The organism is Embleya hyalina (genome assembly GCF_003967355.1).
Lineage (GTDB): Bacteria > Actinomycetota > Actinomycetes > Streptomycetales > Streptomycetaceae > Embleya > Embleya hyalina.
Genome location: NZ_BIFH01000035.1, coordinates 152,917 through 174,799 on the forward strand (window position 1 = coordinate 152,917; position 21,883 = coordinate 174,799).

A 21,883-nucleotide genomic window follows, 5' to 3' on the forward strand; every position below is an offset into this window, starting at 1 on the left:
ACGATCGGGCCCTGGGGCGAGACATGGACGGGGGCTCCGCCGAGGTCTTGGGGCGGGCCCGACGCCGGGGTCGAATCCGGGGCGGGTGACCGGACCGGAGCCCACACCACGACCGGGCCCGAGGTCGACGCCCCCGCGACGACCGCCGGCGGGTCCCGGGCTCGGGACGCGATCGGGCCCTGGGGTGAGGGCTCGGTCGGGGGGCGGAGTCGGGAGTGGGCCTGGTGTTCGGCGGTGTCCGTGCACGCGACGCGGATGGTCGACCCACGCACGAGCGCCGCGCGCCCGGCGCCGAATGCCGCCGACGACAGGACGGAATCCGGCGAACCGGCCGGGACCGAAGGGGGAAGCCGGATGACGGACGACGACCGACGACCCGACGATCACGACGAGGCCGAACGCCGCCGACGGGTGGTGATCCCGATCTGGGACCTGGGCAGCCTCCCCACCGAGTCGGCCGAGCGCGCCTCCGCCCCCGACGAGGGCGACCGCGAGCCGCCCCGGGCCACGGAGACCCGATCCGCCCGCCGCCTGGTGGTGTGGTCGGGCACCACGCCGAATATCGCCCAGACCTCGATCCGCGTCGACCCGGACGAATCACCCGACCATCCGGGCCACCGTCGAACACCCCGCCTCGGCCGCCCACATCGCGCTGCGGCGCCGCGTCGAGACGCCGGCGAGGAGCCCGGGCCGGACGAAACCGAGGCAGCACCGACGGGCGGAGCCAGGTGGCGAATCGTGCGCACCGGCCGACGACGGGAGGCGGCGGCACCGAACCCCGGCACCGACGACGCACCGGCCGCCTCGGGGTCGGGCCCTGCCCCCGCGCGGGCCGACGTACGGAACCCACCGAACGGGGACGGTCGGCGGCGGATCCCGTACATCGGCCGACGGCCCGACCGAGGCCCCGAACCGGCACGCGAGTCGGCCACGAACGGCTCGGCGGTCTGCCCGACGCCGGCCGGGGACTCCCCGCGTACCGGCCGGGAAGTTCCACTCGACCACCGGCGGGCCGACGGCCGACAGGCGGCAGCGGTACCCGAGCCGAGCCACGAGGACGGCTCGGCCTCCGAAGCGAAGCCCACGCCGGCCGACCCGGCGCAACGACCCGACGCGCGACGCCGCCGACGGATCCCGGGCATGGGCCGACGCCGGGAGCCGGCGGCAGCGGAGGAAGGCCCGGCATCCGGCTCACATCCGGATGCGACCTCCACGCAAGGCGGCACGGCAGGCACCCCCGTCGCAGGCCGGCGCCGAGAGCCGACAGCAGGCGAGGAAGACCCGGCATCCGTCTCGAACCCGGGCGTGGTCCCCTCCCGAGACGACACGGCACGAACGCCCGAGGCACGCCGCCACTGGTACAGGCCGCGCACAGGCCCCCGCCGGAAGCAGGCGGCCATCGAGGAAGACCCGGCATCCGCCCCGAACCCGGGCCTGGACTCCACCCGAGACGACACGGCACGAACGCCCGAGACAGGCCGCCGCCGTATCTCGCGCACGGGGTCGCAGGGGGGTTCGGTGGAAGTCCGGGCGGGCGCTTCGGCCTCGGGTGAGGACCTCGTGCGCGGTGACGCGGCGCCGGAGCCCGGCGGGGGCAGCCGGCGGCGTGCCCGGGGTGTGCAGCGGCAAGCGGAGCCGGTCGCACCGGGGTTGGGCCCGGACGACGAGCCGGTGTCGGCGGTACCTCCCCCGGTCGGCCCGGACGACTCGGCCGATGGGGGACGGCGGCGGCGGATCTCGGGCCTGGGTGGAGCGGAAGGGCGGTGGCAGCGGGCGGAGGTGGGGCTTCCGGACCGGGCGACCGATGCGGAAGCGGGTGCGGGGGGAACGGGCAAGGTTCGTCCGGGACGGCGCCGCCGGGTTCGGGGGTCGAAGCCGGCGGGCGAAATACCGGCCCCGCCGCCGCGGGCCGCGGACTCGGCCGAGGCCGGCTCCGTTGGCGGTGAGGTCGACGCGGACCCGGGCCCACGTCACTCGCATCCGACCGAACGTGGGCCCCGAGCCGCCTCCCCGGGAGACGAAGCCGCGACCGGCTCGGCGCAGCCGCTCCCGCCCGATGCCCTCGCGCGCCGACCCCGTCGTCATCGGCGCGTGGGCCGTGCCCCCGCCCCGGATCCGGCCCGGGCCGAGGACGCCGACCGCCCGACACCCGCCCGACGAAGCGGCGGCCGACGCCGCAAGCCGCGCGAACGATCGGTGCGCGGCATCCGAAACACGCTCGCGCGCGGCGCACTTCCCGAAGATCGATCCCACGCCTCGCCACCCGATACCGGCTCGGCCCCATTTTCCCCGCCGCCGGATGCCCCCCTCACCAGGCCCGGGTCCGCTGCGGCCGACGCTCTCGATCCGTCGGGCGGCGTTCGCGACGAAGGAGATGCGCGGCCACTCGCCCACCCCGCGCCGAACCGGCCGAACGCGCACGGCCGCGGCCGGTCGAGCCGGGACCCCGGCCCGGCATCGCCTGATCCGAGCGAAGCGGGCGGTGACACGGCCGCGCCCGACGCGGCAACGCCCCGGGCCGCCGTGCCGCGAGCGTCAGGACCCGGCGCCGAGGACGCGGCGCCGACACCGCCCCGAGGCGCGCCCGCTCCCGAGCGGCGGAGGCGGCACAGTGCCGGGCCCTACGGTGGCGGACTGCGGGCCGGTCGGGAGTTGTTGGTCCGGGCGTTGCGGGAGCGGCGGGCGGCGTTGGGGCGGGTCCTGGGGTGGTCGGTGGCCGAGGGGGTGCCGGCGTTGTTGTCGGGCGCGCTGCTGGCCGCCGCGCTCGATCACGGGTTCCTGGTCGGGCGGCTCGGCGTGGGGTTCGTGCTCCTGGGCGTACTCGCGTTGGCGATGCTGATTCGGGCCGCCGCCACCTATGCGATGTTCCCGCATCTGGCGGACGTGGTGGAGCCGTTCCGGGACACCCTGGTCCGGCGGGTGGTGACCTCGGCGGTGCTCGACGCGACGTCGGGGCGGCCGGACGCGGGCCGGGACGCGGACGCCGCGGTGGCCCGGCTCACCGAGCAGGTGGAGAGTTGCCGCAATCTGACCGCCTCGCTGCTGCGCACGCTGCGCCAGCTCGGCGTGACCATCGTCGCCGCCCTGCTCGGACTCGCCCTCCTCGCACCCGTGTTGCTCCCGCTCGTGCTGATCCCGCTCGCCCTCGCGACCTGGTTGTTCGTCCGACTGCTGCCCCCGCTGGCCAGGCGACGGCGCACACTCGTACTCGCCGACGAGCGCATCGCGATCCGTACCGCCCACACCGTGGCCGGTCTCCGGGACGTGGTGGCCTGCGGTGCCCAGGAGCGGGTGGCCGCCGAGATCGGCGCCGCCGCCGACGCCCAGGCGCGCGCGACCAGGCTGCTCGCGCGCGCCTCCTCCGTACGCCTGCTCGTGGTCGCGCTCGGCGGTCGACTCCCGCTGTTGGCCGTGCTGGTCGCGGCCCCGTGGCTGGTCCGCGAGGGCATGTTGAGCACCGGCGAGGTGGCGGGCGCCGCGCTCTATCTGGCCCAGCACCTGGAGCCCGCCGTACGCGCCGCGACCGCGACCGTGGGCGGCTGGTTGCTGGAACTGCTCGTGGTGGCCGGGCGGTTGGCCCAGGCGGGCGCGGCGGACCCGGAACCGGCGACAGTCCCCGACACGGCGACTCCCGTTCCGGAGGCTCCCGTTCCGGAGGCTCCGAGCGCGGCGGCCCGGGCCCGACTCCCGGCACCCCGCCCCGCCACCGCCGACCCGGGCCCCCTCGTGCTCGACCGCGTCACCTTCGGCTACGGCCCGTTCGCCGAACCGGTGGTGCGCGACCTGTCGATATCCGTCGACGCCGGTTCGCACCTGGCCGTCGTCGGCCCCAGCGGGATCGGCAAGTCCACCCTCGCGGCGCTGCTCGCCGGCCTGCTGACGCCCGATCAGGGCGCCGTCTCGCTGGCCGGCCGGCCACTCGCCGCGCACCCGGAGGCCACGCTGCGGAACACGATCGTGGTGGTCCCACAGGAGGCGTACGTCTTCGCCGGTTCCGTCCACGAGAACCTGAGCTACCTCGACCCCGAAGTGGCCCGGGCCGACCTGGACCGCGCGGTGCGCCTGGTCGGTGCCGCCGAACTGGTCGCCCGGCTCGGCGGCTACGCGGCCCACCTCGCCGACCCGGGCACCCTGTCCGCCGGCGAGCGTCAACTCATCGCACTGGCCCGGACGTACCTCTCCCCCGCCCGCTTCGTCATCCTCGACGAGGCCACGTGCCACCTGGATCCGCCCGCCGAGGCGCTGGCCGAGGCCGCGTTCGCGACGCGTGCGGGCGCCCTGGTGGTGATCGCGCACCGGATCGACTCGGCTCGCCGCGCGGACCGCGTCCTGCTCATGGACGGAAACCGGCCGATCCCGGGCACCCACCACGAACTGCTCGCCCGCGCACCGCTGTACCGCGACCTGGTCGGCGCGTGGGAGCACCGACCCGCCGACGCAGGCGGCTGGTTCGAGAAGCCGACCAGGATCGCGGAGGGCGCACGGCACCGGACCTGAGTCGCGAACGGGTCAGCCCGCGTACCCGTCGAGGATCTCCTTGAAGCCGTACGGCACATGCGGCCCGAAGAACAGCTGCTCGACGACGCCGACCCCGACCCGTCCCGCGCCGGTCAGTTCGGTCACCCGAATCACCTGCTGCTGGTGCTGGCGGTCGAACCGGAGCGGGTCCACCTTGTCCAACTCCCAGCTCTCGTAACCGATCTTCAGCTCGCCCTGCCAGACCCCGTGCCCCCACTCCGGATGCAGATAGCCGAGCCCGGCGAGCAGTCCGCGGGCGCCGATCGGCTCGATCCGGTACGCGAACGGCTCCCCGTTCTCGTCCGTCATGTGGAACTCGCCGCCCTGGATCCGCCGTGTGCCCGGCACCCACGTGAGCGCGTGCCGTCGCGGTGTCAGCTCGGCGAACGCGGGCTCGTCCTCGGGCAGCGGTACGGCCGCCGGGTCCGGGGCCGCGCCCAGCGGCGTGGCCGCCACCCGCTTGCCGTCGACGTGGTACATCCGCCCGTCGGCGCGCTCGAACGAGGCCCACAGGCTGACCTCGTCGGCCCAGTGGATCGGCGTCCACAACCACAGGATCGGATTGAACGGCTTGGGCGCGCCCTCCTCGCGCTCCCCGACCGGGCGTACGCCCCACGAGCGGTCACGGGTGCCGAGCGTGGTCGCCGGGTCGATCTCCAGGACCCGACCGCCGGGGAGCGTGATGGTGCCCGACCAGACGCCGAGCTGGGTCAGCCGGGTCGAGTCCATGATCACGTGGTGCCCGTTGCGGGTGGTGGTGCGCTCCTCCTCGATCGCCGCGGCGCGCGCGGTGAACGTCAGGTCGCAGCCGAGGCCGTGCTCGTTCGGCTCGACGTACAGGCGCAGCACCTTCAGCGGGGTGCGTACCTCGATGCCGAACGGGCCGACGGTGAGGTCGAATCGGTCCAGCGGCGCCCGCCGGGACGCGTGCAGGCTGTGCTGGACGCCGTCGATCCCGATCGTGAAGTGCGCGTCGGCGACGAACCGGTTCGGGTACAGGCCGTGCGAGGCGGCGAAGTAGAACCCGCCGTCGCGGTCGTAGCCGTTGAACCAGTAGCGGTCGTAGGCGTTGCGGTCCGAGGTGGCGGGTGTGGCCACCGGCTCGGGGGTCTGGTGGATCGGGAAGTCGTCGGCGGAGGTCAGCACGGGGAACCCCTTCTCGGTGCGGCCCGAGAGGCGACCCCTCGCGGACGACACGTGTCAACGGTGCGGGCGAAAGGCGGGGCCGGAGGTGATTTCGTCACCTCCGACCCCGCGCTTCGGAGTCAGCGCGGGTCGCGCTTGAGGAACAGCAGGTCGTCCGCGGTGTAGCCGGCACCGAGCTTGCGGTCGGCGTAGTGCGCGGAGAGGACCTGGTCCAGCTCCTCCGGCGTGAAGGTGGCCTGCTTGGAGTCGAACTTGGCCTGGAGGGTGGGGCGTTCGATCACCGCGACAAAGCCGCCGTGCACCACGAACGCCTGCCCGGTGACCTGTTCGGCGGCCGGGCTGGCCAGGTACGCGACCAGCGGTGCGACGTGCTCGGGCGCCAGCGGGTCCAGCTCGCCCTCGGCCAGCGCGCCCGCACTCTCCCCGAACACGTGCGTGGTCATGCTCGTACGCGCCCGCGGGCAGATCACGTTGGCCCGGACGCCGTACTTGACCAACGCATTGGCCGTGGACATGGTCAGGCCGACGATCGCCGACTTGGCGGCGGCGTAGTTCGGCTGCCCGGCCGAACCGGCCAGCCACGCCTCGGACGCGGTGTTGATCACCCGCGCGTACACCGCGCCGCCGGTCGCCTTGGACTTCTCCCGCCAGTACTTCGAGGCGTGGTGGGTGGTGTTGAAGTGGCCCTTGGCGTGCACCGCCAGGACCGAGTCCCACTCCTGCTCCGTCATCGAGAAGATCATCCGGTCGCGCAGGATGCCCGCGTTGTTGACCACGATGTCGATCGAGCCGAAGGTGTCGATCGCGAGCTGTATCAGCTTGCCGGCCGCGTCGAAGTCGGAGACGTCGCCGCGGTGGGCGGCCGCCTTGCCGCCGGCCGCGACGATCTCGGCCACGACGTCGTCGGCGGGGTTCGGGCTGCCTTCGGGGGCGAAGTCGTTGATCACGACGGCCGCGCCCTGCTTCGCGAGTTCGAGGGCTTCGGCGCGGCCGAGGCCACGACCGGCGCCGGTGACTACGGCGACCTTGCCATCCAGCGACGTGGTCATGCGGATTCTCCCGTGGGGTCGGTGGCTTTGCCGCGGTCGCGTGTGGGTTGGCTCGGGCAATGGTCTGCCCACCCGCCCACCCGTTGCGTCGGATGGGCGGGCTGCGGCGCCGCTTGTTGTGGGCTTGTGGGTGCTGCCGGGTGCTGCCGGGTGCTGCTCGGTGTTGTTGCGTGGTGCCGCCGGCTGCCGTTCGATGCGGTTCGGCGCCGTTCGGTGCCGTTCGGCGCCGTTTGTCAGAGGCTGACGATGGTGCGGATCGACTCGCCGCTCTTCATCAGGTCGAACGCGTCGTTGATGTTGGCGAGGGTGAGGCGGTGGGTGATCATCGCCTCCAGGTCGAGCCGACCGGCGCGCCACAGCTTGGTGATCCGGGCGTACTCGGAGACGATGTCGCCGCCGCCGTAGATGCTGCCGATGATGCGCTTCTGGTCGAAGAACAGCTCGAACATGTTGAACGAGACGTTGTCGTCCATCGCACCCGCGCCGACGATGATCACGTCGCCGCCGCGGCGGGTGAGCTCGTACGCGCTGCGGGCGGTGAACGACTTGCCGACCACCTCGAAGACGTAGTCGAAGCCCTGACCGGCGGTGAGGTCGCGCTTGGCGTCCGCGGCCTGGTCCGGGGTGATCGCGTGCGTGGCGCCGAACTTCTTCGCCCACACGTGCTTGGACTCGGCCGGGTCGATCGCCACGATCTCGGCGGCGCCGGCCGCGCGCAGGCCCTGGATCACCGCGATGCCGACGCCGCCGGCGCCGATCACCGCGCAGGACGCGCCCGGCTCGATCCGCGCGCTGTTGAACACCGCGCCGACACCGGTGGTGACGCCGCAGCCGATCAGCGCCGCGATCTCGTAGGGCACGTCGTCGGCGACCTTGACCGCGCACGGCGCGGCGACGACGACCTCCTCGGCGAAGGTGCCGGTGCCGGTGAACCCGTACGACGGGGTGCCGCCGAAGGTGAAGTTCTGGTTGCCGGCGTTCATGAACCCGGCCAGGCACAGGTTGGACTGGCCGCCGCGGCAGTAGTTGCAGACGCCACACGGCGGCGCCCAGCAGATGATGACCCGGTCGCCGACCGCGACGCTGCTCACGCCGTCGCCGACCTCGACCACCTCGCCGGCGCCCTCGTGGCCGGGTACGAACGGCGCGGGCTGGGGCAGGACCCCGGTCATCGCGGACAGGTCCGAGTGGCACACGCCGGTCGCGTGCAGCTTGACCCGCACGCGCCCCGGGCCCATGCCCACCGCCTCGACGTCGTCACGAACGTCGAGCTTGTCCTGGCCGGTCTCGTGCAGAACCGCTGCGCGCATGGGGGCTCCTCGTTTTTCCCGCACCAATACTTGGCCCGGTCAAGAACTATAACGTGTTCTCGTTTTGACTCAAGACCAATGACACAGTCAAGGTATCCGCCCCCGCTGCGGGACGAAAGGCGTGGAGCTCCTCCAACGAGCGCTCACGGCTGTAGGTCACATCACACGGAGCCGAGCGGGGTATGGGGCGCGCCGCCCCGCACGCGACCGAGGACCGTGACGGAGCGGCGGCCGGGGCGGCGCGGTCCGCCGGAGGCGCGAAGCAAGCAGCGAGGGCAACGCGGGGCGCGCGACGGAGAGCGCACCTGTGCGGCGCGAATCGTGTGACGAAGGACGACGCGGGCGCCGGCGCGAGTGCGGCCAAGGCGGGCGCGACGCGGGTGACTCGAAGGCAGCGGCGCGACGAGCGGTGAGGTCCCGACCGGTGGCGGTTCAACCGGCACGCGACCGGCGACGGTTCGGCGACGGCACGCCAGGCGGACCCACACGAAGCGGCGCTCGGGAGCCGGGCGCACCTACCCCGCCGCAGCGCCACGCCCGCCGAACACCGGGGACGGGCAACACCGTCGCAAGCCATGGCTACTCGGGCACCCCGGAACCAGGTGGCGACCAACGCCAACCACAGCAGCAACCACCCACACCTCCAACCACCGCACGGCCGTCGGGGCGACGGAGGCGGCAGACGCACCTGCCGTGGCGTCCGCACGGACGCACCGCACACAACCGGCCCCAAAGGCACGCCCGACACAGGCGACCTCACTAGGTGCGCCTGCCACGGACAACGCAGCAGGCATGCCCACCACGGGCAACCGCACGGGCATGCCGGGCGTGGACGGCCTCGCAGGCATACCCGACACGGACGGCCCCGCAGGCGTACCCGACACGAACGGCCTCGCAGGCGCGCCCACTGCGGGCGACCTCGCGGGCATGCCGGGCGTGGACGACCTCGCAGGCATGCCGGGCGTGGACGACCTCGCAGGCGCGCCCACTGCGAGCGACCTCGCCGGCGCGCCGGGCGCGGACGACCTCGCAGGCATACCCGACACGGGCGACCTCGCAGGCGCGCCTACTGCGGGCGACCTCGCGGGCATGCCGGGCGTGGACGACCTCGCAGGCGCGCCCACTGCGGGCGACCTCGCCGGCGCGCCGGGCGCGGACGACCTCGCAGGCATACCCGACACGGACGACCTCCACAGGCATGCCCGGCGCAGACGGCCTCGCAGGCGCGCCCGCTGCGGGCGAGTTCGCGGGCATGCCAGCGGGGGCGGTCCCCGCCGGCGTGCCCGACACGGGCGACCTCCGCGGGTGCGTCCGGCGGGCGGGGTCTTCGGCGGCGTCGGGGGTGGGCCGTTCGGAACCGCCCGGCCCGGGTCGGGGTGCCCCGGCCCGGGCGGTCTCGGGGCGTGCCGTCAGGCGCTGTACTCCACCACCGTGTCGGACAGCACGATCGCCTCGTCGCGCTCGACGGCGCAGGTGTTGATCAGCAGCTTGCCGTCCTCCTCCCAGACCCGGACCCGCATCGTCTCGCCGGGGAAGAAGATGCCCGCGAACTTGGTGCGGTAGCGCTTGACCCGCGAGACGTCGCCGCCCAGGACGTTGTCCACGACGGCCTTCAGGGTCAGCCCGTACGAGCACAGGCCGTGCAGGATCGGCGTGTCGAAGCCGGCCGCCTTGGCGAAGTCCGGGTCGGCGTGCAGCGGGTTCCAGTCGCCGGACAGGCGGTACAGGAGCGCCTGGTCGGCACCGGTGGCCACATCGATCGTGTGGTCGGCCGGGCGCTCCGGCACGTCGATCTTCGTCGCCGGCCCGCGCTCGCCGCCGAAGCCGCCCTCGCCCCGGACGAAGATCTCCGCGCGGGAGTCGTACAGCTTGGTGCCGTCCTCGAGTTCGGCCGACGATTCGAGCACGATCACCGCGGCCTTGCCCTTGTCGAACACGTCGGCCACCCGGCTGGTCGCCTTGACGCCCTTGGCCTTGGCCGGCAGCGGGTTGTGCACCACGATCTCCTGGCCGCCGTGCAGCACCGCGCGCAGGTTGATGTCGATGCCGGGCAGCGAGGAGAGGCTGCCGCCGACCTTGGTGCCGGCCACCGTCGCGAACGTCGGCAGCACATGCAGGTTCTTCTCGTACGTGTAGCGCAACTCGTCCGCGCCGGTGGCGGGCGTGCCGGCGCCCAGGCCCAGGTGGTAGAGGATCACGTCCTTGTTCGACCAGGCGATCTCACCCGTGCGGGGCTCTGCTCCGGTGGCCTTCGCGGCGTCGATCGGCATGGTGTCTCCTCTGGTGTGGCTGTGATGATGACCGGTGACTCGGGACTGCGATGGCACCGCCCGCCCGGGCCGCGCCACCCGCCCAAAACTAGAACTCGTTCTTTTTACATGCAATGATCGGCCATTCGCCCGGCTGCGGCCGGGATCACGTCACCCCGGGAGCCGTCATGACCGCCGCCGCCCCCGAAGCCGCGGACGCCGCCGCCGAGCCGCCGCCCGTACCGGCCGACGTACTGCGCGAATTGCGGCTGACCTGGACGCCGCGCCCGGACCCCGACAGCGCGGGCCGCGCGGCCCGACACCGCCTGGCCGAGGCGACCCGCCGCCTGATCGAAGCGGTGAAGACGGTCGACCCGCACGACGCCGAGGCCATGCTCGAAAGCGTAGCTGACGATGTATCAGATTTGGCGGATCGCATCGCCTCATTGACCCGTGTGGGCGAGCGCACACCGACCTCCCGCGACCTGGCCCTGCACGAGCGCAGCCCGTTCATCGGCGCCGCGAACCCGATCGCCCCGCCGATGTCGATCACCGGCGACGGTCCGCTGGTGCGGGCGCACGCGACGTTCGGCGCCGCGTTCGAGGGCCCGTACGGGCGGGTGCACGGCGGCATCGTGGCGGCGGCGTTCGACGAGGTGATGGGCTGCGCCCAGTCCGGGGCGGGAGCGCTCGGGATGACCGTGTCGCTGACCGTGCGGATGCGGCGGGCGACGCCGCTGTACACGCGGATCGACTACGAGGCGGGCGTCACCCGGGTCGAGGGCCGCAAGGCGTGGGTCACCGCGCGCTCGTACGCCGGGGGCGAACTGGTGGCGGACGCGGAGGCGTTGTTCATCCGGGCGGCCAAGGCCTGAGACGGGGCGGGCCCGAGGGCGCCGAGGCCGGAGCGGGGTCGGCGCGGGCCGCGCGCGGGCCGTACGGCCCACCCGGGCCCGAGGCGGGCCCGGTCGCCGGGCGGCCGATCACGCGAGCCGGGCGTCGGGGGCGTACACCTCGTACGCCCCCGACGCCCGGCTCATCCCGCCCTCATCCCGCCGTCGCCCCGGGCGCCCGCGCGCCCGGTCGCCGTGGGCGGGCTACTTCAGCGCGATCCGGTCGAACAGGATCAGGCCGTCCTCGAACAGCGACAGGCCGTCGATCTTGGCGCTCTTCCCCTGCACCGCGGCGGCGAAGGACTTCTCGTAGGCGAAGAACGGGACGTCCTTGACGATCTCGGCCTGGACCGTCTGGTAGGCGGCCTTGCGCACCGCCGGGTCGTCACTGTTGCGGGCGTCGTCGAGCGCCTTGTCCACCGTGGGGTTGTTCCACTTGGTGCGGTTCTCCGACCCCTTCGAGTGGGTGAAGTTGTAGAGCACCGGCTCCGGTTCGTCGAAGGTGATCACGAACTCCGAGGCCTGGAAGTCGTTGTTGATCATCACCTTCTGGATGTAGGCCGCCCCCTCGAGGAATTCGGTCTTCATCGTGATGTTCTTCATGTTGCCGATCTGGGTGAGCCAGTACTCGGCGGTCAGCCGCGCGCTGGCGCTGCTGTTGGTGGTGTACGTGAAGTTCAACGACTTGCCCTCGGTGGCCAGTTCGTCGAGCAGCTTCTGCGCCTCGACCCGGTTGTTGGTCGCGTACACGGCCTCCGGGTTCGCGAACGGCGACGCGGGCTGGAACAGGCCCTTGAGGGTCTGGCCGGGCGAGCCCTGGATCGTCTGGTTGCGGTCGTCCGGGTTCATGATCAACGCGAACGCGCGACGTGCGCGCGGGTCGTTGAACGGCGGCTTGGACGTGTCGAACATGGTCATGAAGCCGCCGCTCTTGGGGTCGAGCGTGACCGTCATGCCGTCCTTGCGGGCCTGTTCGGTGGACGGGAAGTGCGCGGTGGTCATCAGCTGGGCCTGGCCGGAGGACAGCGCGGCCAGCCGCTGCTTCTGGTCCATCACCGGCTTGAAGATCAACTCCTTGAGCGCGGGCTTGCCCTGGCCCCAGTAGGAATTGTTGCGCTCCAGCGTCAGCTGCGAGTCGCGCATCCAGGACTTGAGCTTGAACGGGCCTGCGCCGACCGGCTTTTGCGCGAACAGCTTCGGGTCGGACCGGATCGCCGTGGGCGATCCGATGAACGCGAGGTTGTGCGCCACGACGAGGTCGAAGTGGGCGTTCGGCGCGGGCAGCGTGACCTTGACGGTCAGCCCGTCGACCGCCTCGAACTTCATCCCCTTGACGGCGGTGAACTGTACCGACCGGTTCGCGGGATCGGCGTGCCGCTCCCAGTTGAACTTGACCGCCTCGGCGTCCAGGGCGGTGCCGTCGGAGAACTTCACGTTCGGCTTGAGCTTGATCGTCCACACCGAGTTGCCCTCGGCGGCGGTCGCGCTCTCCGCGATCTGCGGTTCGGCCTTGCCGGTCTTGGGGTTGATCCAGAAGAGCATGTCGAACACGGCCGCGGCCTGGTTGCCGCCGGTGAGGGAGGAGACCGTGGTCATGACCGGGTCGATGCCCTTGGCCTCCTGGGTGATGAGCACCGTCATCGAGCCGGAGGCTCCGCTGCCGGCGTCGTCGTCGCCGCCGCAGGCGGTGGCGCCGAGCGTCAGGCCGACGAGTCCCGCGACCACGCCGGATCGGCGCAGCAGGCGGGTTGAGAAGGGTGTGGAGTTCACGGTTCGCACGGGACGCTCCTGCGTTCGGGAAGCACAAGGCACGCCGTCCCGGGAGCGGGGTGGCGTCGTTTCCTTGATCCAGACGTGGATGTACGGCCACGGTAAGGAGAAATCTGACGGGCCGTCAAATAACAATTCGGCACCGTCCGTGACGGTACCGCACCCCCAATCCCCAATTTCCACCACCCGATGTGACGCTCCGTCAGTAATCATGGACCCTGGGCCCGGAGCACAACCCGTCCCTGCCGGTGACCGACCGAAAACACCCCGCCGTCGTTCACCGCGGACCCCGATCCGGCCCTCGACGAATACACCACACGGCCCCCGAGCGAGGCCCAACCCCCAAAGCGGGCCATGCGATTCCTGACGCTCGCAGGGCGGAAGACGGACAAACCATCGCCCATGGGTGTGCACGGGAGCCGGGCGGGGGGCGGAGCGCGATGCCGGCTCGGCTTGCGCGCGGAACGTGGCCGGGGCCGAGCCAAGCCGGTCGCCCCACATCCCCGACGGCGTACATGGGACCCGTTTCGACGTGCCGACGAATACCGCTCCGGCGTGCGGGTCGTCCCGACCCGAGCGGGGCCGGCGCGGCGGCACCCCCTTTGTCCGGAAACACATATCGAAGCGGGGTGTGGCGGGGACCGGACTGACGGTGGCCCTCCTCGTCACCGGATGCGCGTCGGGCGACTCCGGCGGCTCGCCCGTCGCGGGGAATACCGCAGCCTGTCCCACCGCCTCACCAAGCGGTGGGACAGGGGTGCCACGTCGTCCGGCCCCCTGCCGCTGCCGGGCGGCGGCGTCCTCGTCACCGACACGCCGCCGATGCCGCGGACTCGCTCGACGACGCCCACCGCACAGGCACCGGGTGCGTCCTACGCCACGGTCACCACCTGGGTGACCGCGATGTGCGACATCGACGCGGGCGCACCTCGACTTCCGGAACCAGACTCCTATCGGCGGGCGTTCAGCCAACCGTCCCGGCGCGCGAGCCGGCACGCTCCACCAGACCTACCCACGCCACCGGATGCAGGGCCAGCACCGGGGAGTCGACGACCTTGCTGTCCCTCACTCCGACAACGGCTCCCAGGGTCGCGACTTCGACACAATTGTCGGTGTCCGTGTACGAAGAGGTGCGCCAGCCTGGTGCACTGCCACCTCGGCCGCCGTGCATAGTGCTCGTCTCCGCTCGTCGATGCGTTCGAGCGTTGCCACGGACGGCAGAGCCGTTGTGGACAAGCGCTCGAAGACTGCCCGGAAGGACATCACATCATCGGGGGATTCCACCAGCACAGAGCCGGTCAGTTGTTCCAGCCACGCGACCATCCGGCCGGGCGACATCTCGAGGAGCAGGCACGGCGACGGCACCACGAAGGCCGCGTCGAGCGGGAGCACCTGAATCGACACCTGGGGGTTCTCCGAAGCAAGCGCCAGGAGGTGTCCCATCTGTTCGGCGAGTACCGCGAGTCCACCGATCGGCTGGTGCAGAGCCGCCTCGGACACGATGAACGAAGCGGGCCGGCCGGAACGCATCAACCGTTCCGACCGCTGCATCCGGATGCACATCCGTTCATAGGCGGCCGAACTGGGAATCGTGGGATTGCGCATCTGAGCCGCCGACAACGCGTACGTGGGTGACTGAAGCAATCCGGGGATCATCAACGTCTCGTAGGACCACAGCGAGATCGCATCCCTCTCCAGCCGGATCAGCTGCCCCAAGCGCTCCGGGATGTCGTCCAGGAGGTTGCGCCAACCCTCGTCGTCCTCCCGTTCCGTGCCACTCGTGTCACGCGGACTCAGTGCGGCTCGCTCGACGGCGGCCAGATCGTACGGCGCTCGGAAGCCCAGTTCCTCCAGCGACAGTCCGAACATCGCGGTCAGCACACGGCGCGCGTCGGGGTGCGGCCAAGGCGGATCGGCCGACTCCCAGCGGCGGACCTGACGTGCGGAGATGGAGATCTTGATGCCCTCCGCACGCGCCACACGGTCGTACGCATCTGCGAACGCCTGCTGTGAGTACCACTTTCGTAGATGCCGGGCAGCGACGAACATCGGGTTGCCGGGCTTGATCGAGCGCTTCACGGCGCTCCCAAGATGGCCACCAAGACACGGTAACAACCTCCATCGGCTTATTTGGCCGAATCTCGATGTATTGCTCTGGCGAAGGATGGCGAGCGCGGTCGATCGATGCGCACGCCGCCGTCGGCGTGTCAGGGCCGGAGGCCCCTGAGGGTCAGGTCGACCAGGCTGTCGGCGTATTCGGGGGTCAGGGGGCCGCTGCGGAGTAGCCAGCGTTGGTACAGAGGTGCGTAGAGGAGTTCCAGGGCCAGGTCGAGATCCAGGTCGGGGGCCAGTTGGCCGGCGCGTTGGGCGCTGCGCAGGCGTTCCTTTTTGGCCTCGTCCACGGGGGCGGCCATTTTTTCGTGGTAGAGCCTGGCCAGCTTGGGGTCGTTGATGATCTCGGCGTTGAGGGCGCGGACCGGGCCTTCGAAGGCGGGGTCGGCGAACTCCGCGACGGTCTCGCGCATCAGGTATTTGAGGTCCGTCTCCAGATCCCCCGAGTCGGGCAGCACGATGCCCTCCCCCGGATCGCTCAGGGCGAGAAACGCCTCGAAGACGACCTCACCCTTCGAGCCCCACCAGCGATAGATGGTCTGCTTTCCGACACCCGCGCGCGCGGCGATCGCCTCGATGGAGAGCTTGGCGAAGCCCAGTTCGGAGACCAGTTCGCGGGCGGCGGTCAGGATCGCCCGACGGGACTGCTCACTGCGCCGGGACGGATTCGGTCTGCCGACGGACCGGTCCGCCGCGCGCGCACTCTCGGCATCGGTGCTCTGGGTGCCGTGGCCGCTGCGGTCGCTGCTGTTGTCGATGGTCATGCGTCCACTGTAGCGCAAGAGCGAGACGATACGTCTCGTCTTGACTTGTGATCCTCGATGGCGCATGCTTGACACATCGAAGCGAGACGAACCGTCTCGTCTTGACATTCGATCGCCGAAGGTGAATGCTTCGAAGGCAGATAGCGAGACGCAACGTCTCGTCTCACGAATCGAGGAGTTGTCACCGATGTTCCGCACCCCGCTCACCGCCGCACCCCTTGGCCGCCCGGCCGCCGACACGTTCTCGGCCCTCGACGCGCGGACCGCAGGTGGCCCGACTCCGCTGGTCACCGCCGGGGCCGCCGAGATCGCGGCGAGTGCCGCCAATGCCGTCAAGGTCGCCCGGCCGATCCTGTCGCCGCGGCCACGGCTTCGCCCCGCTCGGCACGTCGGCGTCCCCCAAACCCTTCGGAACGGTCGTCGCACGGCGACCCCTTCCGGCTACCGACCGAGGTGAACCCGATGACGACAGCCACAGGATCCACATCACCCGCCCAGGCCGACCCCACCGACCCCAGTCACCTGGAAGAGAGCACGCGCATGACCACCACCGCACTCCCCACCGCACCCACCACCACCGGCACCGCCACCCGAGCGACCTCCGCCGCTACCCCCCGCGACCCTCGTGTCTGGTTCATCACCGGTGCCTCCCGCGGTCTGGGTCGTGCCTTCGCCCAAGCCGCGCTGGCCGCCGGTGACCGGGTCGTCGGCGCCGCGCGGGATGTCACTCCGCTGGCCGACCTGGTCGCCGCGTACGAGGGTCGCCTGCGGCTTCTGACCCTCGACGTCACCGACCGCGACGCGGTGTTCCACGGCGTGGCACGTGCCGTGGCGGCCTTCGGGCGGCTCGACGTCGTGGTCAACAACGCGGGTGCCGGCCTGATCGGCATGGTCGAGGAGGTGACGGAGGCCCAGGTCCGCGCCCACTTCGACGTCAACTTCTTCGGCGCCCTGTGGGTGAGCCAGGCCGTACTCCCCTACCTGCGCGAGCAGGGTTCGGGCCACATCGTGCAGATCAGCTCGATGGGCTCGACCGCGGGCTTCGCCGCCACCGGTCTCTACAGCGCGAGCAAGGGCGCCCTCGACAACATGTCCGGTGCGCTGGCCATGGAGGCGGCGAGCTTCGGGGTGAAGGTGACCCTGGTCCAGCCCGGTGGCTACGAGACCACGCTGTTCACCCTGGGCCTGACCCTGACGACCGAGAACGAGGTGTACGCGCCCCTGCGCGCCGAACTGGCCAAAATGTGGGGGGAGTCGAAGGACGCCGACCCGGCGAAGGCGGCCGCCCTGTTGTTGCGCGTGGTCGACATGGCCGAGCCGCCGCGTCGGATCGTCCTGGGCGGCGCGGCCTACGACATGATCGCCGAGCTCGACCGGGCCCGCCGGGAGGAGGTGGCCCGGTGGGAGGAGCTGAGCCGCGAGGGCGACTGAGGCCTCGAATCGGCCACCGGCGCGGTGGCCGCTGGTCCACCTCTTCGGAATTGGCTCCTGACGGCAGGCCACTCGGCCAGTACGGTCGGCACCATGGGTGCAGAACGTCGCGGTTTGCTGTTGGGCATGGCGGCCTACGTCATGTGGGGCCTCTTTCCCCTCTTCTGGCCACATCTGAAGCCTGCGGGCCCGGTCGAGATCCTGGCCCATCGGATGGCCTGGTCGCTGCTGTGCATGCTGGTCCTGCTCGCGGTGCTCCGGCAGTGGTCGTGGATTCGCGAATTGGCCCGCACCCCGGGCAAGTTGATCACCGTGACGGTGGCCGCGGTGATGATCTCGATCAACTGGGGCACCTACATCTACGGCGTCAATCACGACCAGGTCGTGGAGACCTCGCTGGGCTACTTCATCACGCCGCTGGTACTGATCGGCATCGGTGTGGTGGTCCTCGGCGAGCGCCTGCGCAGGATTCAGTGGGCCGCGGTGGCGCTGGGGGTCGCGGCTGTGGTGGTCCTGATCGTGGCCTACGGCCGGGTCCCGTGGATCGCGCTCACGCTGGCCGCGTCGTTCGCCACCTACGGCTACGTCAAGAAGCGGATGAACCTCCCCGCGACCCACTCGCTGGCCGTCGAGACCGCGGTGATGTTCCTGCCCGCGCTCGGCTACCTGACCTGGCTGGCCTGGAGCGGCGAGGGCACGTTCGGGCACGAGGGGGCGCCGCAGGCCCTGATGCTGATGGGCGCGGGGGTGATCACCGTGATCCCGCTGCTGTTCTTCGCGGTGGCGGCCAACTCGGTGCCGCTCAGTTCGATCGGCATGCTGCAATACCTGGCACCGATCATCCAGTTCGGAATCGGCGTGGCGGTCAACCACGAGCCGATGCCGGCCGCCCGGTGGGCGGGCTTCGGTCTGGTGTGGATCGCCCTCGTGATACTCACCTTCGACGCGATCCGCCAGTCCAGGCGCGAGCGGGTCGCCGTTCCGCCCACCGCGCGGGCGGCCGAGGCCCCGGTCGCCGTGGAGCCCCTGGACCTGCCGGTCTCGGCCGCACCGGAGCGGGAGGCGGCCTCGTGAGCGTCGAACAGTTGCGGCTGGCCGTCTACCGAGGCTTCGCCGACACCGGGCGGGCGCCCTCCGACGCGGAGTTGGCGGCGACGCTGGGCGTATCGGAGCCGACCGTGCGTGCGGGGCTGCGGGCCCTGCACGAGCAGCGCCACATCGTGCTGCGCGACGACGCGATCGTGATGGCGCATCCGTTCAGCGCGGTGCCGCTGGGCTTCTCGGTGATGGGCCGGCACACGCTGTGGTGGGGCGGCTGCGCTTGGGATTCCTTCGCCGTACCGCACCTGGTGGGCGAGGAGGTGCTGGTCGCGACCCGATGTCCGGGGTGTGACGGGGCACTGGCCTGGAACGTGGGCATCGACGAGCCGCCGAAGGGCGACGAGGTGGCGCACTTCCTGGTCCCGATCACGATGTTGTGGGACGACGTGGTGCACGCGTGCGGCAACCAGCGACTGTTCTGTAACGAGGGCTGCGTGGACCACTGGCTCGCCCGCACCGGCCAGACCCGAGGCTACGTCCTCGACCTCACCAAGCTGTGGCACCTGGCCGAACACTGGTACGAGGGCCGCCTGCACCGAGGCTACGAACGCCGAGACCCGGCATCGGCGGCCACATACTTCACCTCGGTGGGCCTCCATGGCCGGTTCTGGGGCCTGTGACACCTGCGCACACCGGGCCGCGCACCCTCGCGGCCGAGACCGAAAGCCCGAGGGCCGGCGGGCAGCCGGGGAGCTTGGGGAGTGGCCGACGGTCAGTTGTCGGCCACCGCGAGCGTGACGCCGAAGCCGGCGATGACCGTACCGGTCGACGCGTCGAGCGCGCGCCGAAAGCGCGGCCGACGCAGCCTCGCGCGCAGGCTGTTCGCACCGAGGATGATCGCCGCGAACCACACCATGCCCTCGATGTCGTGGACGAGGGCGAGCAGTATCCCGAAGGCCAGATGCGGAGCACCGGAGGGAATGAACTGCGGGATCATCGCCATGTAGAAGACGCCGACCTTCGGATTGGTCAACGACGTGAGCACACCGCGCCCCCACGCCGACCACAACCCCGGGGCGGGCTTCGCGCCGGCCGCCGAGGCGGCCTCGACGTCGACCTCGGTGTAGCGGTTCACCCACGCGGCACGCAGCAGTCCGTACGCGAGCCAAAGCAGGTAGCAGGCACCGACAATGCGCAGGCTCGTGTAGGCAACCCGGGACGTGGTCAACACAGCGGAGACCCCGGCCGCCGCAGCCGCACCCCAAACCAGCGTCCCGGCCCCTATGCCGAACGCGGTCGCGAACCCGTGCCGATTGCCCCGCACGAGCGCCGCCCGCAACACGATCGCGGTATCCGGCCCCGGAACGACCGTCAACAGCCCGGCAACCAGGGCAAACGAGGCAAGATGGGAGAGGGTATCCATGAAGGCATGCTGCCAGCCGACTCAACAGCCCGGACAAGCGGTGCCAGGAACGCCGCCGATCCCCGCCCCCCGAAGCTGACGCGTAGTCACGACGCAGCCTGAGCCGAGCCGTTCACTCACCAAACGAGAACAACGCGGCACGAGGCAGCCCGACCCGACCCACGGTTCGACGCGGCGGATCAAAACCGGCCGCCACCCGACCCAACACGGTCCACAACCACCCAGGTCGGCACCCCCGGCCGATGAAACACACCCACGCGCGACCGATTACCGCGAACCCACCGAACAAACTCGACCACCGGTGGCCAACGCTCCCACGTCTCGGCGATCCGGGCCCATCCCCCACCAGAGCCGCATCCGACCGAACAGCCAACCACTCAAAGCCCGACCCGCGATCCCGACCCCCGACCCGGGCCGTCGCGGGCGCCGTCACACTCCCTCGCGATACCCCAACCGGTCGGCGCGGCGGTCGGGTCGGGTTCGCCGGCGAGGTTTCCCGAGTGGACCGAGTTGTTTCCGGCCGCCGTCGCCCGCTTTCGGTCACGAGGTGCCGGTGCAGGGCCGGTCCGGCATGCGGGGCGGGCCGCCGCCGGCGTGCGGGGCTCCGAGACGAAGGGTTCCCGCCGAGATAGGTGCGTTGCTTGGCAAAAACCGGCCAGCAGCGGCGGGCAGAAAGGGTGCTCGGGTCAGGTTCCCGGAGGGCCCTCCCGAGTGGGTCGGGCGCTTCCGGCACACGTTGCACTTCTGGCTGGGGGTGGCCGTTGCGGGGCCGGTCCGAGTCGGTGGTGGACCGCTGCCGGTGTACAGGGCTCCGAGACTTAAGGCTTCTGGCGAGACAGGCGTGTTGGTCGGCGAAAACCGGCCCGGCAGCGGCAGGCAGGGAGGACGGCCGGGTCGCGTCCGCCGAGGGGCCTTCCCGAATGGGTCGGGTGCCTTCCGGCGTGCGTTGCGCTCGTGGCTGCGGGCCAACCGGGGCCGGTCCGGGTCCTGGGGCGGGCAGGGAGGACGGCCGGATCGAGACCGCCGGGGCACCTTCCCGAATGGGTCGGGTGGTTTCCGACGGGCGTTGCGGTCATGGCTGCGGGCCGGCTGGTGCGGGCCGGTCCGGGTCGTGGGGCGGGCCGCCGCCGGCGTTCGGGGCTCCGAGACCCGGGGCTCCCGACGAGACGGGTGCGTTGGTCGGTGAAAACCAGCCCGGCAGCGGCGGGCAGGGAGGACGGCCGGATCGAGTCTGCCGGGGGCCTTCCCGAGTGGGTCGGGTGGTTTCCGGCGTGCGTTGCGCTCGTGGCTGGGAGTCGGCCGGTGCCGGTCCGGGGCGTGGCGTGGACCGCCGGCGTTCGGGGCTCGGGGGCCCGAAGCTTCTGGCGAGACGGGCGTGTTGGTCGGCGAAAACCGGCCCGGCAGCGGCGGGCAAGGAGGGCGGCCGGGTCGAGTCCGCCGGGGGGCCTTCCCGAGTGGGTGGGGTGGCTTCGGGGTGCGGTGGGCGTGTGGGGGACGGAGGTTCACAAAACCCGGATCGCGTGGGGTGTTGTTGCCTCGGCGTGAGACAAAAGCACAGGTCAGGGTAGGTGTGGGGCTGTTTGGGGCGCCTCGGGATCCGGTTTCGACTCCGACTGGGCGCTTTCGGTCTTCTCGCTGGCCTCTGTGGGGTCGCGGTGCCCGAAGTCGGCTGCGATCGGGCGGTTTTGGTCTTCACACCGGCGTTGAAGGCGTCGGAGTGCACGAAACCGGCACTCGACGCCCGACTTTCCACCCCGACCACGCAAAACCGCAGGTCACCGAAGTCCGGAGCCCACAACCACCCGCCGAGATCCGGTTCCGGACCCCAACCTCTCCCCAAACGCCGCCAAGATGCCCGATCCACTCGGAAAGGCTCCCCGAAGGACTCGACTTGAGCGCCCTCTCCGCCCCCGTTGCCAGCCGGTTTTCACCAAGCAACGCGCCCGTCTCGTCGGGAGCTTCGGGTCTCGGAGCCCCGAACGCTGGCGGCGGCCCACCACCGACTCGGACGGACCCCACACCGGCCACCCCCAACCGCAAGCGCAACGCCTGCCCTGACCTGTGCTTTTCTCTCACGCCGAGGCAACAACACCCCACGCGATCCGGGTTTGTGAACCTCCGTCCCCCACACGCCCACCGCACCCCGAAGCCACCCGACCCACTCGGGAAGGCCCCTC

At 71.5% G+C, this 21,883-nt stretch carries 14 protein-coding genes; 5 read left to right on the forward strand and 9 right to left on the reverse strand.

Going from position 1 to position 21,883, the window contains the following annotated elements; genetic code table 11:
* The first annotated feature begins 2,523 nt into the window (after positions 1-2,523).
* Positions 2,524-4,497 carry an ATP-binding cassette domain-containing protein gene (locus EMA17_RS54665; RefSeq protein WP_246127154.1) on the forward strand — a complete coding sequence of 658 codons (1,974 nt, stop codon included), beginning with the start codon at positions 2,524-2,526 and terminating at the stop codon, positions 4,495-4,497.
* A 12-nt stretch (positions 4,498-4,509) separates the two neighbouring features.
* Here the strand turns inward: EMA17_RS54665 and EMA17_RS37625 are convergent, their stop codons facing one another.
* The 4 genes from EMA17_RS37625 to chsH3 form a co-directional block, all read right to left on the reverse strand.
* Positions 4,510-5,664 carry an Rv3169 family protein gene (locus EMA17_RS37625; RefSeq protein ID WP_126641683.1) on the reverse strand — a complete coding sequence of 385 codons (1,155 nt, stop codon included), beginning with the start codon at positions 5,662-5,664 and terminating at the stop codon, positions 4,510-4,512.
* A gap of 119 nt (positions 5,665-5,783) precedes the next feature.
* Positions 5,784-6,713: a 3-oxoacyl-ACP reductase gene (locus tag EMA17_RS37630; protein WP_078975047.1), complete on the reverse strand. Its 930-nt coding sequence runs from the start codon at positions 6,711-6,713 to the stop codon at positions 5,784-5,786.
* 233 nt (positions 6,714-6,946) lie between these two features.
* Positions 6,947-8,023, reverse strand: a complete 1,077-nt coding sequence (locus EMA17_RS37635; RefSeq protein ID WP_126641684.1) for a Zn-dependent alcohol dehydrogenase — start codon at positions 8,021-8,023, stop codon at positions 6,947-6,949.
* A 1,409-nt stretch (positions 8,024-9,432) separates the two neighbouring features.
* Entirely contained in the window at positions 9,433-10,293 is an 861-nt protein-coding gene (gene chsH3, locus EMA17_RS37640; protein WP_126641685.1) for an enoyl-CoA hydratase ChsH3, read from the reverse strand.
* A gap of 167 nt (positions 10,294-10,460) precedes the next feature.
* On the opposite strand from chsH3, the gene EMA17_RS37645 reads away from it, so the two are divergent.
* Complete coding sequence (locus EMA17_RS37645; RefSeq protein WP_126641686.1) at positions 10,461-11,147, forward strand: PaaI family thioesterase; 687 nt, start codon at positions 10,461-10,463, stop codon at positions 11,145-11,147.
* Between the two features lie 222 nt (positions 11,148-11,369).
* On the opposite strand, the gene EMA17_RS37650 is transcribed toward EMA17_RS37645, so the two are convergent.
* The 4 genes from EMA17_RS37650 to EMA17_RS37660 form a co-directional block, all read right to left on the reverse strand.
* Complete coding sequence (locus EMA17_RS37650; RefSeq protein ID WP_246127155.1) at positions 11,370-12,935, reverse strand: ABC transporter substrate-binding protein; 1,566 nt, start codon at positions 12,933-12,935, stop codon at positions 11,370-11,372.
* Between the two features lie 964 nt (positions 12,936-13,899).
* Entirely contained in the window at positions 13,900-14,022 is a 123-nt protein-coding gene (locus EMA17_RS55850; RefSeq protein ID WP_307721587.1) for a DUF397 domain-containing protein, read from the reverse strand.
* On the reverse strand, positions 14,001-15,014 hold the full coding sequence (locus EMA17_RS55600; RefSeq protein WP_307721586.1) for a DUF5753 domain-containing protein: 1,014 nt from the start codon (positions 15,012-15,014) through the stop codon (positions 14,001-14,003). The genes EMA17_RS55850 and EMA17_RS55600 overlap by 22 nt, the downstream gene beginning before the upstream one ends.
* A 128-nt stretch (positions 15,015-15,142) precedes the next feature.
* Positions 15,143-15,811, reverse strand: a complete 669-nt coding sequence (locus EMA17_RS37660; protein WP_126641689.1) for a TetR/AcrR family transcriptional regulator — start codon at positions 15,809-15,811, stop codon at positions 15,143-15,145.
* A 462-nt stretch (positions 15,812-16,273) separates the two neighbouring features.
* Here EMA17_RS37660 and EMA17_RS37665 point away from each other — a divergent pair, with 462 nt between their 5' ends.
* The 3 genes from EMA17_RS37665 (at position 16,274) to merB (ending at position 18,963) form a co-directional block, all read left to right on the forward strand.
* A complete protein-coding gene (locus EMA17_RS37665) occupies positions 16,274-17,242 on the forward strand; it encodes an SDR family NAD(P)-dependent oxidoreductase (RefSeq protein WP_246127156.1) in 969 nt (322 codons plus the stop codon).
* A 93-nt stretch (positions 17,243-17,335) separates the two neighbouring features.
* Complete coding sequence (rarD, locus tag EMA17_RS37670; protein ID WP_126641690.1) at positions 17,336-18,316, forward strand: EamA family transporter RarD; 981 nt, start codon at positions 17,336-17,338, stop codon at positions 18,314-18,316.
* Positions 18,313-18,963, forward strand: a complete 651-nt coding sequence (merB, locus tag EMA17_RS37675) for an organomercurial lyase (RefSeq protein ID WP_126641691.1) — start codon at positions 18,313-18,315, stop codon at positions 18,961-18,963. Before rarD ends, merB begins: the two co-directional genes overlap by 4 nt.
* A gap of 92 nt (positions 18,964-19,055) precedes the next feature.
* Here merB and EMA17_RS37680 read toward each other — a convergent pair whose 3' ends face one another.
* Positions 19,056-19,706, reverse strand: coding sequence for a LysE family translocator (locus EMA17_RS37680; protein ID WP_126641692.1), 651 nt, complete (start codon positions 19,704-19,706; stop codon positions 19,056-19,058).
* Between the last annotated feature and the right edge of the window lie 2,177 nt (positions 19,707-21,883).

Excerpts from the sequence above, each read along its gene's own strand:
- chsH3 (WP_126641685.1), bottom strand. The coding sequence starts at position 10,293 with ATGCCGATCGACGCCGCGAAGGCCACCGGAGCAGAGCCCCGCACGGGT.
- EMA17_RS37635 (WP_126641684.1), bottom strand. The coding sequence starts at position 8,023 with ATGCGCGCAGCGGTTCTGCACGAGACCGGCCAGGACAAGCTCGACGTT.
- EMA17_RS37630 (WP_078975047.1), bottom strand. The coding sequence starts at position 6,713 with ATGACCACGTCGCTGGATGGCAAGGTCGCCGTAGTCACCGGCGCCGGT.
- rarD (WP_126641690.1), top strand. The coding sequence starts at position 17,336 with ATGGGTGCAGAACGTCGCGGTTTGCTGTTGGGCATGGCGGCCTACGTC.
- EMA17_RS37645 (WP_126641686.1), top strand. The coding sequence starts at position 10,461 with ATGACCGCCGCCGCCCCCGAAGCCGCGGACGCCGCCGCCGAGCCGCCG.
- EMA17_RS37665 (WP_246127156.1), top strand. The coding sequence starts at position 16,274 with ATGACGACAGCCACAGGATCCACATCACCCGCCCAGGCCGACCCCACC.
- EMA17_RS37660 (WP_126641689.1), bottom strand. The coding sequence starts at position 15,811 with ATGACCATCGACAACAGCAGCGACCGCAGCGGCCACGGCACCCAGAGC.
- EMA17_RS37680 (WP_126641692.1), bottom strand. The coding sequence starts at position 19,706 with ATGGATACCCTCTCCCATCTTGCCTCGTTTGCCCTGGTTGCCGGGCTG.